Source organism: Motilimonas thetidivivens, from assembly GCF_046452435.1.
GTDB lineage: Bacteria > Pseudomonadota > Gammaproteobacteria > Enterobacterales > CBDFNC01 > Motilimonas.
The window spans coordinates 69,262-83,878 of sequence record NZ_JBKFDK010000021.1 but is presented as its reverse complement, the minus strand read 5'-3'; the positions used below and the strand labels follow the sequence as shown (position 1 = coordinate 83,878).

General features: G+C 46.2%; 14 protein-coding genes. 3 read left to right on the top strand and 11 right to left on the bottom strand.

The annotated features are described in order from the left end of the window. Positions 1-603 (top strand): hypothetical protein (locus ACK8OT_RS15050; RefSeq protein ID WP_410197339.1); only part of this gene is annotated, 603 nt, incomplete at its 5' end. Positions 604-699: 96 nt separating this feature from the next. Continuing rightward, positions 700-1,089 carry an Imm26 family immunity protein gene (locus ACK8OT_RS15045; protein ID WP_410197338.1) on the top strand — a complete coding sequence of 130 codons (390 nt, stop codon included), beginning with the start codon at positions 700-702 and terminating at the stop codon, positions 1,087-1,089. A 207-nt stretch (positions 1,090-1,296) separates the two neighbouring features. Here the strand turns inward: ACK8OT_RS15045 and ACK8OT_RS15040 are convergent, their stop codons facing one another. The 10 genes from ACK8OT_RS15040 to ACK8OT_RS14995 all read right to left on the bottom strand — a co-directional run bounded on the left by ACK8OT_RS15040 (position 1,297) and on the right by ACK8OT_RS14995 (position 12,629). Continuing rightward, a complete protein-coding gene (locus tag ACK8OT_RS15040) occupies positions 1,297-1,857 on the bottom strand; it encodes a hypothetical protein (RefSeq protein ID WP_410197337.1) in 561 nt (186 codons plus the stop codon). 607 nt (positions 1,858-2,464) lie between these two features. Then, positions 2,465-2,740, bottom strand: a complete 276-nt coding sequence (locus ACK8OT_RS15035) for a hypothetical protein (RefSeq protein ID WP_410197336.1) — start codon at positions 2,738-2,740, stop codon at positions 2,465-2,467. A 200-nt stretch (positions 2,741-2,940) separates the two neighbouring features. Continuing rightward, positions 2,941-4,206 carry a polysaccharide pyruvyl transferase family protein gene (locus tag ACK8OT_RS15030; RefSeq protein ID WP_410197335.1) on the bottom strand — a complete coding sequence of 422 codons (1,266 nt, stop codon included), beginning with the start codon at positions 4,204-4,206 and terminating at the stop codon, positions 2,941-2,943. A gap of 36 nt (positions 4,207-4,242) precedes the next feature. Continuing rightward, positions 4,243-5,718 (bottom strand): oligosaccharide flippase family protein, encoded by a 1,476-nt coding sequence (locus ACK8OT_RS15025; RefSeq protein WP_410197334.1) that lies wholly within the window; start codon positions 5,716-5,718, stop codon positions 4,243-4,245. Positions 5,719-5,721: 3 nt separating this feature from the next. After that, complete coding sequence (locus ACK8OT_RS15020) at positions 5,722-6,879, bottom strand: glycosyltransferase family 4 protein (protein WP_410197333.1); 1,158 nt, start codon at positions 6,877-6,879, stop codon at positions 5,722-5,724. A gap of 14 nt (positions 6,880-6,893) precedes the next feature. Continuing rightward, entirely contained in the window at positions 6,894-7,829 is a 936-nt protein-coding gene (locus ACK8OT_RS15015) for a glycosyltransferase family 2 protein (RefSeq protein ID WP_410197332.1), read from the bottom strand. Beyond that, positions 7,830-8,768, bottom strand: coding sequence for a sulfotransferase family protein (locus ACK8OT_RS15010; protein WP_410197331.1), 939 nt, complete (start codon positions 8,766-8,768; stop codon positions 7,830-7,832). A 38-nt stretch (positions 8,769-8,806) separates the two neighbouring features. Then, positions 8,807-10,036, bottom strand: coding sequence for a hypothetical protein (locus tag ACK8OT_RS15005; protein WP_410197330.1), 1,230 nt, complete (start codon positions 10,034-10,036; stop codon positions 8,807-8,809). After that, the gene (locus ACK8OT_RS15000) at positions 10,033-11,925 is read right to left on the bottom strand and encodes an asparagine synthetase B family protein (protein WP_410197329.1); all 1,893 of its coding nucleotides are present in this window, start codon (positions 11,923-11,925) and stop codon (positions 10,033-10,035) included. Before ACK8OT_RS15000 ends, ACK8OT_RS15005 begins: the two co-directional genes overlap by 4 nt. Positions 11,926-12,068: 143 nt before the next feature. Further along, complete coding sequence (locus tag ACK8OT_RS14995) at positions 12,069-12,629, bottom strand: DUF3592 domain-containing protein (RefSeq protein ID WP_410197328.1); 561 nt, start codon at positions 12,627-12,629, stop codon at positions 12,069-12,071. Positions 12,630-12,896: 267 nt separating this feature from the next. Here ACK8OT_RS14995 and gltS point away from each other — a divergent pair, with 267 nt between their 5' ends. Further along, the gene (gene gltS, locus ACK8OT_RS14990; protein ID WP_410197327.1) at positions 12,897-14,120 is read left to right on the top strand and encodes a sodium/glutamate symporter; all 1,224 of its coding nucleotides are present in this window, start codon (positions 12,897-12,899) and stop codon (positions 14,118-14,120) included. 228 nt (positions 14,121-14,348) lie between these two features. Here the strand turns inward: gltS and ACK8OT_RS14985 are convergent, their stop codons facing one another. Further along, on the bottom strand, positions 14,349-14,594 hold the full coding sequence (locus tag ACK8OT_RS14985; protein ID WP_410197326.1) for a hypothetical protein: 246 nt from the start codon (positions 14,592-14,594) through the stop codon (positions 14,349-14,351). Positions 14,595-14,617: the final 23 nt, after the last annotated feature.

The following is a 14,617-nucleotide window of genomic DNA, read 5'->3' as shown; positions in this document are numbered from 1 at the left end:
ATATTTAGGGGTTATATGTTCAAAGATTACCTAGCTAATCGAGGTTTTAAGCAGTTCAGTAAAACCAGCTATATTTGTGTCAGGGACGAAATGCTGTTTACTTTATCCCTGAATGGACAAAAAACAAAAAAAGAAATTTGGTTTGCTATTTATCCTATATCATTACCTGATTTATGGATACATATGGGTTGGTCACCTGCTGCAGGTAGTTACCCAGTAAAGCTTGACCCGCACGTATCTAGTGAAAATATTGAAGCTACCCTAATCAAGGTTGTAGAAACAAAAGTTTTACCGTTTTTCGATGAATGTAAAACTTTAACAGAATTAGAAAAGTTATACTCACTTGGAAATGAAAAAGCTAAATACCCTCAAGCATTTACGCTTTTAGCAATGGGCGAGTATTCAAAAGGGCAGTGGGCACTACATGAACTTTCTGAACACTTCAACGAAAAATATGGTGGAAGTCAAACAGATACAATTTGGAAATATGTTCGTCTACAAACTCATGAAGAGATTAAAGCTTGTCTACTAGAAGAAAGAGAGAAAAATATAAAGAAGCACAAACTTGTCCGACATTTAAAGAATGCTAATAAAGGCATTTAAGTCGGACTCAAAACGCGTGCAATTTCGCTTCCCTCATTATCATATAGCCAATCGCCACCTTTTGAACGGCTGAAAAAGGCCTTATCTGGAATTAATATGAAACCTGAATATCCTTTCAAGCCTAAATCAACCTCATACTTAAAAAGAGGACAAATTTGGTCAGTTCCGCTTGAGAATGGAAAATATTGTTGTGGGTTGGTGATCGGAAAATTATCGAAATCGGATAAATTTGATTCTCGTATGTTTATTGCAGGTCCCCTAGATTGGGTTGGTGATATGCCGCCCACGGTTGATGCGGTAGCTGGATCTAGAATATTAGAGCAAAGCTATGCGCATATAAAAACGATCCAAGAAACCGGAGGTGAAATTCTGGATGAGGGTTTCAAAACAGGTTCAGAACAGGATGTCTATCCTAAAACATACAATATGGGGGCATGGGGTTATCATTACATCCTTGCACTTGCTACAAAAAAGTTCGGCAGCTAACAAGGCTGCCATAGGACATTTTTTGCTGCGCTCCGTTTTGGAGGGATTACCCACAAGCTCAGTAGCCTGAGATGTGAAAAGAGTTAGCCACTTTCATACCGAAGATAACAAGTTGAATAACAACGGCCTCGGGCAAACGCATGAATGATTTTGTATATTCATGCGGTCACCCTGACAATACCCTCTATCATGGCTAACTTGTTGGGATTACTTCTTTTGCAGTTTAATATCGGCAAATAATACTGTACCCGGTTCGCCGTCTGAATCCGTCCATTGCTCGAAAATGAGGTGGAAATCATAGGACGCGTTAAATTCAATTTGGTGATGTTCCCACTCATTTTTGTCGTTTAACTTAGTTGGGAAGCCACTACGGGTACCGGCAAGCCAATGATGTTTGACCCCTGGAAACCCTTCTCCATAGCCTACTACACCACCGCAATCTTTTGAGCAGGTACCTAAGTAATCAAAACTTAGTACATATTCGCCCGCTGTAAATTTTTGCTTGCTGATATAGTCGCCACCAAAGACTTTTACTGTAGACTGTGCCGCTTTTTTGTTTTCGCGTAGTGGGTCATCCACTATTTTGCTTTTGATCTCTACTGTTTGTTCTTTACCAACCCATTGTTCAAAACCGCCGGTGAAGTTTTCACTGAAAACAACCTCGCCATTATACATGCTCACTTTATCGTCACCGTTACTGGCGCAACCAGCAAGTAGTGAAAGCATAAGTGGTAATGTAGCTGATATTAATTTTTTATTTTTGAGCATATAACTTCCCTGTTTAGTGTCACGTTATGCTTGTCATTAAGCGATAGAATTAGTTTTGATACACCAGCGTAGAGATTTTAATTTTCTGCAGTGCGCGCGCTATATTACGCTACTACTGTCAGATAACTAGTTGCAAACAATTGCTGTTCACGAAATGAGATGGAAATCCTTTTCTTTCAAATGTTTGTGCAATTAATTTCTCTGTTAACCATTCACCAATGGTGAGTTAATATCGTGCATACTTGCGCGATTTACTTGCAGAGTGTGAGCTTGATCGAGAGTCTGGCTGTTGTCGCCCAGCTTTCCCGTCTGAAACTCAGATGCATTTAGATGGGGAGATAACTGAGGGCAAACACATGAATTTTTTTGAGCGTTTAGTGGCGTTTTCTTAGATGAATATCTGCCGCAGGGATGCGGCAGTTAAGCCATCAAGGATAATTTCACGGCGTTTCGTATAAGAAAATTCCACTTTGTTCGCTTGGTTGATTGTATTTTGTTCACTTATGCGCTCGCTCGATACTCGTTTTTGAGCCATTCGACGCTTTTTACTTGCCACGTGGTAAATACAAAGTGAACCCTAAATTGACGCTTAAGTTTTTTGCCTGCGTCACAGTAGGTTTAGGGTAATGTGATTTTTATGTATTTCGGTTTTTTGGAATTCATGCGCGTTTTCTTTGCACCACTGTTTGCCAATATGGTTGATTGCCCTTTGTGTTAGGCGCTGATCGATAAGCGAGTAAACAAACATAGGCGCAATCAAGGCTCCGATGCCAGTAATTAAATTGAAGGCTAGTCTAAGTTCGTTATTCATTTCTAAGCCCGCACCTAGCTTTACTAGCAAAAAAGCGAGGCCATAGAGCACTGCGATAATTAAGGGTGCCATTTTATTTTATACCTAACAGTTTATTGCCCATCTGCTTGATAAGCCGATACCGTGAGAATAATAGATCTGATTATATATCAATATATTAAGGGGATGGTGTGAACAAAGCGGGGCTTTTTTACTTTGATTTGTGAGGCCATTTTTGCGAGCAATAGCCAAGGTGCATGATGCCTGCGTAGATAGGCATCATGGCGCAAGGATTATTGGGTATAACTGTGAATAGCCGCTGTGAGTGGCTTCTGGTTAGACGTCAAATTAGCGGCACTTAATGCCATTACCTTAGGTAAGCGCTGCGCGATTTGTTGCTTGGTTGGCTCAAGTTGACTGAGCTGTTGGGCGACGTGTTGCGCCAATTGCGGCGTTAAAAAACCATCGGGGGATAAAATGGCTTGCTCGTTCAGGCCAAAATGATGCAGAAGGCCGGCAAACTTATCTTGATAATCCACCACTAATACCGGTGTTCCTGCGCCTAGGCTGGCAATGGCCAGATGCATTCTGGCACTAATGACAAGATTTAGCTGAGCACAGACCGCTTTAATTTCAGCGGGTTGATGGGAGGTCAGCAGTAATGAATGATTGGCAGCAAAACGTTGCTGCAGCTCGGTTAGCATTTCAACATCACCCGCTTGGGTCTTGTAATCATGAACAATAAAACAAAATGCCATCTTGTGAGTGTGCGCTAGGCTTTGCAGTTGTGCTTGTACTTGATCAAGAAATGCTGATTGGCCTAAGCGCTGCACCTCGGTTTTAAAGGCATGGCGGTTAATATTGATGCCGACCGCGAGACGCTTTTGTTCATTTACTTGTTGCAACCAGAGCTTGACGTCAGCCGAAATATTCTCGGCTTTTGCCATGCTAAACGCAGTATCGGCCACCAAGTCTGCAGGGTGTTGGCAAAATTGATGAAAACGTTGCAGAGAATAAGGATCTCGCACCTTGATGGTGACCGCATCGCTCAATCGATTTAGTGCATTTATGATGATTTGACGAGGCTGAGTGTTAAAACTAAAGCCTGTGATGATGGCGGGCTTATGTTGTTGGGCGGTAAATTGAGCAAAGCTTAATGCTTGGCAAACAAAGCGTGCGCCGTATTTGCCGTCCACCACATCGGCTCCGGTAAAGATATATTGGGTTGCACCTGCGAGCTGCTTGGCAAACTCTAAGCTGCCGCTATAGGTGGGCGATATTTTAATGAAGTTGACCTCGGGCCAATATTGTTTTGGGATGCGATAACACAAGATGGAAATGTTATGTTTGCCTTGCTGGTGTAGTAATTGGATCAGGCCGAGAAAAATAGCTTGGTCACCCATGGAGCCAATTGGGTTTTGCGGATCTGCCGGAAAAATTAAGGTATGAGGGGCAAGCTTGGCCGCCTTATTGGGTTTGAGGCTCGCTAGCCACAGTGGCAGTGAAACATGAAAAAAGTGATTTAGACGTATCAATACATCGCGATACTGTAATTTCATAAGGACAACTAACCTTATTCACCTAAACAACAGGGTTTATTTGCGTTGGCGTTGTAACCACCACTGGCAAATCTCTTGCTCTAGTCCTATGGGTTTGCGCCAAAGTAACCAAAGTAACCACATAAGCGTAGTATAAATGACGGTGGCGCAAATAATGGCAATAGCAATTTTTTGTAAATCATGGTCTAAGCTGAGGTAAGCGAGGATCTCTGTGCTGGCAAAAAACATGATAAGGGTGCAAATAAGGGGGCGGAGCAGGGTGCTAAGGGGCTGCCAAAAGGCTAAGCCGCATTTGCTGTGGGCTTCATAGCAAAACGCAAAGATCACAACAATGGCCGCAGCAATACGCCCTAATACCAAGCCGGTTAAGCCATAATGGGGCATAAGTAGCCAAGCCGCGACCATGAAACCGACTAACTCAATCACTAAGATAGCACTTTGATTTTTACTGTAGCCATGCAGCAGTAGCAGGCTTGATAGAGGTTTTGGCGCCACCTTAAACGCGCTGCAAATGCCAAATAGGGCAATAAATGGCGCCACACCTACCCAGTTTGATCCTAACAACAGATTGCCTAGCGGCTCGGCAATGACGGCAACTCCAAAGCCGACGGGCAGTGTCAGGGTATTTAGGATGGCGAGCACCTTTAGCACGCCACGATTCACCCGCTCGGGCTGATCTTGAATGCTCGACAATACCGGCAAAAAGCTTTTGATGATGGCAGGCCCTAGTTCCGCTGTGGGCAGTTGCCCTAAATCAGCGCCGACATTGTAAAGACCAAATTGATGGCTGGTGCCAATCCGACCTGCGGCAAGTTGATCTAACTTCTGCAGTAGGTATTGCGCACTATTGGCGATGATTAACCATTTACTGAAATGCCAAATTTGTGGCCAAGCGCGGGTACAAAACCAAGGGCGATAGGGATGCATTAAATAACTTAAAATAAAGCCCAGCAAATAACCTAGCGCAACGCCGATAGCCAGTGCGCGATAATCCCCAAGAAAATACGCGGCGATGATAGTCACGATAACTTGCGCCACTTTAGCAATCATCAATACTTTAAAATCAAGTGCAAAGTTAAGTGCTTTACGCGCCAGAACTAGGCCGATGTTATTGCCACCATTGAGTAGCATACACACAGCCAGTAACACTAAAATGGGCGCTACGTTGGGCTCTTCAAAATAGTACGCGCTGGGGTAGGCCAGTAACACAAGTAGTAAGGCTACCACCGCCGTTTGGCAAAAGCGTAAGGTCCAAGCCGAGTTAATAAAATCACGATCTGGGTCGGGCTCTCGGATCAGTGCTGTTGCAGCGCCTAAATCAATGAAGGCTTCTAGCAGTCCCACCACGAGCATCGCCATGGCGATCACGGCATAGTCTTCGGGCATCACTAATCGGGCAACAATGATGGTGCTGATTAAGCCAAGAAACTTTGCTCCCCAGCGCATGGCAATGGTCCAAAGCGCTCCTTGTACCATGGCCTTTTTAGCGTCAACGCTGGCTCCATTGGTCATAGCTTATGTGGCCATGTTATTGAGCAGTTGCTTGGTTTGTTGCGCCACGGCTGGCCAGCTAAGTTGCTGCTGGGCGCGTTGCAAGGCATGTTGGGCTAACTGCTCTCGAAGCTGAGTATCGGTAAGTAATTGGTTGATGGCGTGACTTAGCTCGGTAATATTCTCGCCATTAACGTTTAACCCTGTGCGTTGATGCAATACGGCATTCGGTGGGCCGCCCACGCAGCCTGAAATGGCGGTTTTGCCACAAGCTGCCGCTTCGATATACACCATACCAAAGCCTTCAGTGTCACCATTCACCTCACGGTTAGGCATCACAAACAGCTCACAGGCGTTATACCAACGCGGTAAATCCGACGCCGCTACATGGCCGAGCAGGTGAACTTGGTTGGCGATGCCCAGCTGTTTGGCTAGGGTTTGTAAGTAATCTTGATCTTCGCCTATGCCAATCAGGGCATAGTGCACGGTTTGTCCTTGTTGCTGTAAATCTGCTATCGCCTTGATCACATGATCAAAGCCTTTGCGGCGGCTAAGACGACCGACCGAGAGCAGCAATGGCGTAGCCGGGCTGATACCCAATTGAGGCTTTAAATCATCACATGGCAGCGCGGGACGAAACACCGCCAAATCCACGCCGGGATGGATCAGGCTAATTTTGTCAGGGTTGATGTTCAGCTCAAGTAAAGCCTGCTGGGTAAATTCACTGTTGGCTATGATGCGATCGCAATGGCGGTAGACCCAAGTCATGGCCTTAAACTTGCCATTTTGACGCCAAGTGGTGATTTCTTCGCCGTGCGCATAAACAATACAAGGAATGCGAAACAGTCGGCTGCAGATTAACGCGATAGCGCCTTCTGGTAGGACTCGACCAGCATGGATGCTTTTGATGCGATAGCGTAAACAAATCCAAATACTGTGCAGCAGTAAATTGAGATACATCAGCAATGACTCGGGTTTAAGCCAGCTGACGCGGCGCAGTGTAATGCGGTGAATGTGGTTGGGGTGATTAGCATCGTGCTGCGCATCATGTGCCACCTTGGCGGTTAAGATATGCTGCTCCTTGGCGCCAAGACAGCGATAAACCTGATCAAACCATACCGCCGTGCCGCCTTTCGTTGGCAAGAAAAGTTCGGTGATGATTAAGGTTGGTTGGCCAGCCATGGCGCACTCCTTTTTCAAATGGGCTTGTGGGCACGCATTGCGAGAAACAAAGACGCAATCAATTTGCCGTAACGCAGTGGCGCAAGGCGCAGTGCATGAAGCAAATCGGTGCGGGCTTGAGGCTCTAATCTGGCGCGATAGGCCCATTTGGCATAGTCAATCAGCATGCCGGCGTAACATTGCTGCCAATATCGCCCTTGCAAATGGGCGGGCAGTAAGTGACGGTTTTTTTGCATCACCTTGATCGCGTGTTGGCGCATTAAACTTAGGCTAGTGCTCATGCTGTCACTGTGGCGCAAGATCACGACTTGTGGCTCGCTGACGCAGTCAAATGGGCCAAGGCTGGCTAATCGCAGCCACATGTCGACGTCTTCCAATGCTTTTAAGTCAGGATCAAAGCCGCCTTGTTGTAACAATAAATGCGTGGGAGCCATTACCCCTGAGCCACTGCCGGGCACTAAACCAAGTTGGGCAAAAATGGCGGCGAGGATATTTTGCTCTGGTGATAAGCGAGGGCAAGGCCACAGTTGCAGTTGATTGTCGTGTTGGTCGACTACCTTGGCGGCGCAGCCGCAAAAGGCAAGATTAGGTTGAGCGTTAAACAGGGCAATTTGTGCGGCTAGTTTATCTTCCAGCCAATAATCATCGGCGTCTAAAAAGGCGATGTAATCGCCGTGGGCGGCGCGAATGCCGGTATTGCGCGCGGCGCTTAATCCTTGGTTGGCTTTGTGGATCACCCTAATTTGGTTGCCATATTGGTTAAGGAGCGCTGCGCTGTTATCTTGGCTGCCATCATTTACCACGATAATTTCTAATGGCGGCTGGCGCTGTGCTAACACGCTATTCACGGCGCGCTCAATGCACCATGCACCATTGTAAACGGGGATCACCACGCTGACGCGCTTAGGATCCCGCGAAGGTGATGGCAGATAGTCAGGTGAGACGAGCATCTATTGATACCCCAGCTTTTGCATCAAGGGGGCGATGTTGTCTTCAATCGATAAAATAGCTTGGTAATTGCGCTTTTTCCATTTGTCTGGCTCTGGCTTACCGCTGACTAGGCTAGTTGGACGAGAGCTTAAGTTAGCGCAGTGAAGTTTAATGTTCGCTTCAAAGGGCAATCCTAATTGCTGGCAAACTTGCTCCATGATTTCCACGGGTTGAGCGATAAAGTCTTCATAGCGAAACTCAATCCACTGTTTACTTGGAATACTTTGCTTGGCCTTGAGTGCCATGGTGTTGGCCTTTAGCCATTGGAAACTGCACACTTCGGCTAGGCTAGCATGATTGTAGCTGCGCCATTGTGGCGGCAGAAAAAAGTGCCATTGTTTAAACTCACCATTTTCGATGGCGACTTGCTCTGGGTTGTCACCCAAAAATTGAGTTAAGCAAAACTGTTTATCATTGCGCCAGCCATCCATCAAAGAGCTAATATTGTCGCGGCCATTGCGATAAATAAATACAAACTTGGCGTTGGGAAAAAGCTGATACAAATACTCTAAGCGCAAAATGTTAATACACGTTTTATCAAGGACTTGTCCCGCCCCTAAGCGCTGATAAAAGAACTTAAAGTAAGCGTCGCGGTGGGCAGGCTTGGCATCCTCGGCGCGAGCCGCTTCGGAATGCCATTGATTGTGTTTGGGGCCATATAAGCTGTGCCACAGCTGGGGTGTTTCATAACCCAGAGAGCGCACCTCACTCGATTGCGACAGGGTTTCAAAGGTGACGGTGGTGCCGCTGCGCGAGCAGCCAACAATAAAGATAGGATCTAAGGTTTGTGGCTGTGTGAGTTGCCACCATTGTCCCTTGAGGTGGCGTTTGAAGGCGACAAGGTTTTTTTGTAAGTACTCAGTACTGGTGAGTTTATGCACTAAGTTAGTTTCGGTCATCTTGGCATCCTTTTGGTCTTACGGTAACTTCCCTCGGGTTAACACTTATTGCTTCTATGCTGTAGCCAACCTAGTGGCAGGGTGATGACAGGGAGTCGAGTGAGTAACCAGCAACCTAAGCTTAATCCTGATATCGCGGCAAAATGGCGAAACCGGGGTAGGGTTTTGGCGCGAGCAAGCCACACTTTTAGTCTGGCGCGCCAGCCGTGCTCTAATAATTGGTCGGGATCATGCTGTGGCAATCGCAGCAACTCGCTATTACTCAAAAAGCAGCAGCTAGGCCAGCGTTTAAGGGTATGCTGCAGTAACTGTTCGATTTGGTTTAAGCTGTTATCGCAACTGCTGGCTGAGTTAATAAAGTTAAATCTGTGGGTTTCAAATAAGCAGGGGCGACCAAGTTGAATGCAATGTGCGACCCGTTTTATGGCGTCTTGCCATTGGTGGCCAAATTCGGGTTCAAAGTACTGATCTCTGACTATATAAGTATGCCCTGTTGCAGAGGTTTGCAGATTAACAATTAAATCTTGGTCATAGCTAAAGTGGCCTTGTTGACGGCGGATAAAGCGTTTGCCGGGGCAAATAATGGTGTGAAGCCCTTGGCTACGCCAACTGATTTCCACTTGCTCATTCCAGACAAACGTAGGCGGCACGGCGATTTCGGCGGCAAAGCCAAAGCAACGTTTAAATAATTCGGTTTCTTGTTTTACTGCCAGTGCTATTTCGGCAACACTGCTTGGTGTATTCCAGCGGCTTTGCAGTTCGGAAGGTAGTTTTTCGGTGTAGACGCTGTCATTATCGAGCCAGGACTTGAGGTCATCGTTCTGTTGGATTGCTGCTAATAAAGTCGCGGGCCAAAAATGTTCACGGCCATGTAATTGCAATGACAGTAGGCCTTTTTGCCAACCGTTTTTTAAACTGCTTAATACCGCCTCAAATTGGGGCGCACATAAGTCGATACCATAATAGCTTTGATACTGATTTTGCTTGATTTTATCGGCGTCGGGGATCGACAGCACCGTGCCTATGGTCATGTGGGCGCAGTGGCCACGATAGTCCCGTGACTGGGCTAAAGTGTGTTGGATTTTATCAAGGGCTTCGGCATGTTCAGCTGGGCCGGGGCCCCAGTCGTCACTTTCAAATAAGATCACGGGTTGTTTAAAACTGGGCTCCAACCAGAATTGACGTAACTTGCGGCGATGGCTGCTTAACAGCAAGGCATTACTGACCAAGATCCAAAGCACGATTAATTCAAGGGTAAGCCAAATCATGCGGCGACTTCCTTATTGCTATTTAGCTTGATGGCTTGATGTTGTTTCAGCCAAAGACCCAGCATCATTAAGATCCAAACCAGTTCGCCATAATATTCGGCATGCTCTTGTTGGTGTAATTGCTGTACTTGTTTTAACAAGGTTGGTGAGAAAATATTCAGCCCCGCCAAGGTATTAATGCCGGTGCTGGCTAAATCTTGTAAGGCTTGGTGTTCTTTGGTCCAAATACCAAAAGGCAGGCCGAAACCGTGCTTGGGCTTGGTTTGTAATTGTGGTGGTAAGAAATCACGAAAACTTTGTTTGTAGAAATGGCGCAGCTTGCCAAAGGGCAGTTTCCATTGGCTGGGAATACGGCAGCTAAGATCAACCACTTGGCGATCTAACATAGGAAAACGTACATCGACACCAGCCAAGTGACACATGCTACTGACTTTGCGTAAATCGTTATCGGCTAAGGTGTGTTTCCAATCTAGCCAGAGCATGCGGTTAAGCTGGCTAACACCGGATGGCTGATTAAAACAGTTTTCGTTTAGTTGATCCGGTTGCTCGATATCGACTTGGGCTAAGAATTCTGGGGTAAAGAAATGCTCTGGGCCGAGTCGATGTATAAAGTTATAGCTTTGCAATCGCGCCGGCAGTGTTACCTTGGCTTGCTGCAAATAGCTTTGCACTTTTTGACCTAAGCGCCAGCGCTTCAAACTGGACGCGTGTAGCAAGGGATCACACAGCTTAGTTTGCAATGCACTGGGCAACTGCTGATAAAGCTCAAATACTTGCTGCTTGGCATAGCGCGCATTACCAGCAAACAGTTCGTCACCGCCGTCACCCGCGAGCAGTAAATGGGTGCCATTTTGCTTGGCCAGTTGGGCGCAAAATAAGGTCGGCACCACAGATGAATTACCAAACGGCTCGTTAAGATATTGGCTAATGCGCTCGATGACGTCGGCGGTTTCGTCTGCGGTAACCTTGTGCTGATGCATAGGGCTATGGAAATGCTGTGCACTGAGTTCGGCCCAAGGCAGCTCGTTATATTTTTCGATATGAAAACCTATGCTGTAGCTAGGGCTATTGGGGCGTAATTGGCTCAACAATCCGGTAATGGTGGAGCTGTCTAAGCCGCCACTGAGAAAGCTGCCAATTTGGTTTATATCTGAGTTGGTGTCAGGCAGCTGACGCTTTACCGCGCTGGCTAAGGTTTGCTGTAATTCTTGTTGCAACTGTTCACGTTGCTGGCGTTTATCTTCGCTAAAGGGGGCGACAAAATAATGTTGGTGATGTAATTGCCCTTGGCTGAAGCGAACCAATTCTCCCGGTTGCAGTTTGTAAACCCCCTTAAAAATGGTCTGCGGACTTGGGATCATATGAAAATATAAGTAATTAAAGATGGCTTGCAGATCGATGCTGGGGGCTTGTTGTAACTGTTGTAGTAGCAAATTCATGCTGCTGGCAAAAATCAGCTGCTGGCCAACTTGCGTGTAGTACATGCATTGGCTGGCAAAAGGATCGCTGGCCAACACACATTGCTTGGCATCGCTAAACACCATGGCAAAGCCGCCATTGAGTTGATTTAAGGCTTTATGGGGCAATTGGCTAAATTGGTTGGCGAAGGCTTGCTGGTTGCTGGCTTGATTAAGGCTAGCTTGTTGCCAATTGGGGTGACCAATAAAGCAATAAAAGCCAAGGTTGGCACTGGTAAAGGTGAGTTCAGGTTGAGCACTGGCTAAGCTTAGATGCGGGCGGTCAAACAGACTAAGTTGGCGGGCTTGATTAACCCTCACCTTGGGCGAGCCGACAATCCCTACCAAAGCGGGCAATAGCGCCGTTGTCTTGGCCTTTTCATGCCCCTTATTGCTTACCTGTTCATGAGCTGCGTGTTGGCTTGCATCCATGCATTATGTCCTCACCATGGTTCTCTGGTTTAAGTGTAGTCAATAATGTTTTTTGCGTTGCAAACTAAGGGGTAACAGTGGGTTAATTCATTCTTTTTTCAGGTGGGTGAAAACGCGGACGACGTTAGATGGGGGGAGTTAGTTTATTTTAGAACTATAACACCGCTCCAAATCAATACCGGCATGATGATGGCTGCCAGGCCGATAACAATGCGGATGTAATGAGAAGAGTGTAAGCCGGGGTGGATGACATTTATCTCGGGAGCAGACGGTTTATAATGTATAAGCAATGGCTGCATTTGTTTTACCTGCTGCACCTTTGCTTCTGCTTTATGTTTTGCGCCATAACTTGCACTGAAGTCATATTCGGTGCCTTGGTATTCGGTATTATCCACCCTAAATTTGCACTTGATCTCGGGCGCATAGCTACGTCCACCTGAGCTGGATGAGTTGGATTTTAGCGAGGTACTTAGTAATTTAGCTTCTACTCTAGGCCAGTTGTGACTGTCGATGGCTTCTTGGCGCGTAATGATGCCCGTAATTAAAATAAAGATGCCAAGAATGATTAACATAATCCAAGCGATACTATCGAGTAACACATAATCCGTGAGCACGGCGGCAGGGGCGACGAACATAAATACCAGCAGAAAATGGGTGGCGTAAATGCTCCTGCCAGTCGCAATTTTTAAAAAGCCATCCATCATTATGTTAATTGCCTAGGTTCTTGAATTTAGCGTTAATTGAAACGCCTTGAGCGCAATGGGCTCGGGTGTGACGCTAAGTTGCTGCGCTGTGTAATTTAAACACATATACCCAATCAACTTGAAGATATCATGCAAGATTGATTTAACATTTCGCTAAATTGGTGTGACAGCACTTGCTTTTGCCATTTGCTGCTATTCAGGTCGATCATAAATATTTATTTTATAATATCAAAATCAACTTTTTATTTAGATTGGTGAAGATGAATTATGAGCACTGTTATCCCTATCGGTGAGGTTGAGTCGCTGCTTATTGCGATTTTAGTCTTGTTTATTGGTCACACTATAAATCGTCACGTTAAGGTACTAAAAAAGTACAACATACCTGAGCCCATTGTGGGTGGTTTGGTGGTTGCAGCTGTGATCACCTTGCTGCACTTTTACGATATTAATGTCGTGTTTTCATTACCGATGCAAAATACCCTGATGCTGATGTTCTTTAGTTCGGTGGGCTTAGCGGCCAATTATAAATTACTGCTGCAAGGCGGCAGTAAGGTAGTGCTGTTTCTGGGAGTGGCTTCGCTGTATATCGTGATTCAAAATGGGGTCGGGGTTGGCTTGGCATCCGTGCTTGGGCTTGAGCCGATTATGGGGCTGGTGGCGGGCTCGATAACCTTGTCGGGCGGTCATGGCACTGGGGTTGCGTGGGCGCAAACCTTCTCAGACAATTATGGTATCGACACGCTTGAGTTTGCGATGGCTGCCGCTACCTTTGGTTTGGTGATGGGCGGTATTATTGGTGGCCCAGTAGCGCAGCGCCTGATCAAGAAAAACAATTTAGTCTCATCCTATGGGGTGGGAGGAAACCATCATGTCGACCATCCCGATTTGGTTACCTACGATCAGTTAGAAGAAGATCGGATCACCCCAAAAAGTGTGCTTGAAGTGGTATTAATCATGCTGGTATGCGTCGTCGGCGCAAAATGGGTTACCCATTTAATCAATGCTTATGATTTAACTTGGTTGAAAATGCCCGACTTTGTTTATGCGTTATTTATCGGTGTGATTATTACCAATATTAACGAAGTCTCGACTGGGTTTAAGATCAACAAGCAAAGTGTGGACTTAATCGGTACCGTGTCACTGGCGCTGTTTTTATCAATGGCGTTAATGAGTCTTAAACTGTGGGAAATCTTTGATTTAGCCTTACCATTATTAGTGATTTTACTGGTGCAAGCCGCGGTGCTGGCCGTATTCGCCTTCTATGTTACGTTTAGGTTGATGGGGAAAAACTATGATGCTGCGGTTATGTCGGGTGGCCATTGTGGTTTTGGTATGGGCGCAACCCCAACCGCGGTAATGAATATGGGAGCGCTAGTTTCCCGCTCTGGACCGTCGCCGCAAGCCTTTATGGTGGTGCCTATTGTTGGTGCATTTTTTATCGACATAGTGAACGCCATTATTTTACAGGGTTACCTGAGTATTATTGGCTAACCATGATGTTTAGAGACAAGCAGTAAAGTCATGCTAGTGGCTTTACTGCAGTCTACATCGAACAGCTCGATAGTTGAGCCGATTGTTCTTGTTGCAGTCACTTCTTGTTTTCAATTTTCGCAACATACCCAAGTTACTTCAAGATGCTTGTTGATTGATAATCTGTAGGCTGTTAGGCGCGACGCTGATTTGAGACATAAGTGTCTCGGGTATAAGGTTGTATGTTGCCTAATTTAAAAAAATACGACTACGATGTTTTAAGATTAAGCCAATGATGATGCCGAACGGGAGTGCCGCGAACGCCCCAATAGCGCCAAAAATAATCGCTGGAAACAGATCGCCGAACATATCGTAACCTAGCACGCGGGTTTCATAGAGGCTCCAAGCCACACATAGGCTGGCCGTTATGGCGCAGGTAAGCAGCGTTGCCGTTAGTATGGGCGAGTTGGCGATGTAGCGCGAAATCCTCTTCATGCTGAATTTCCAATGCTAAACAA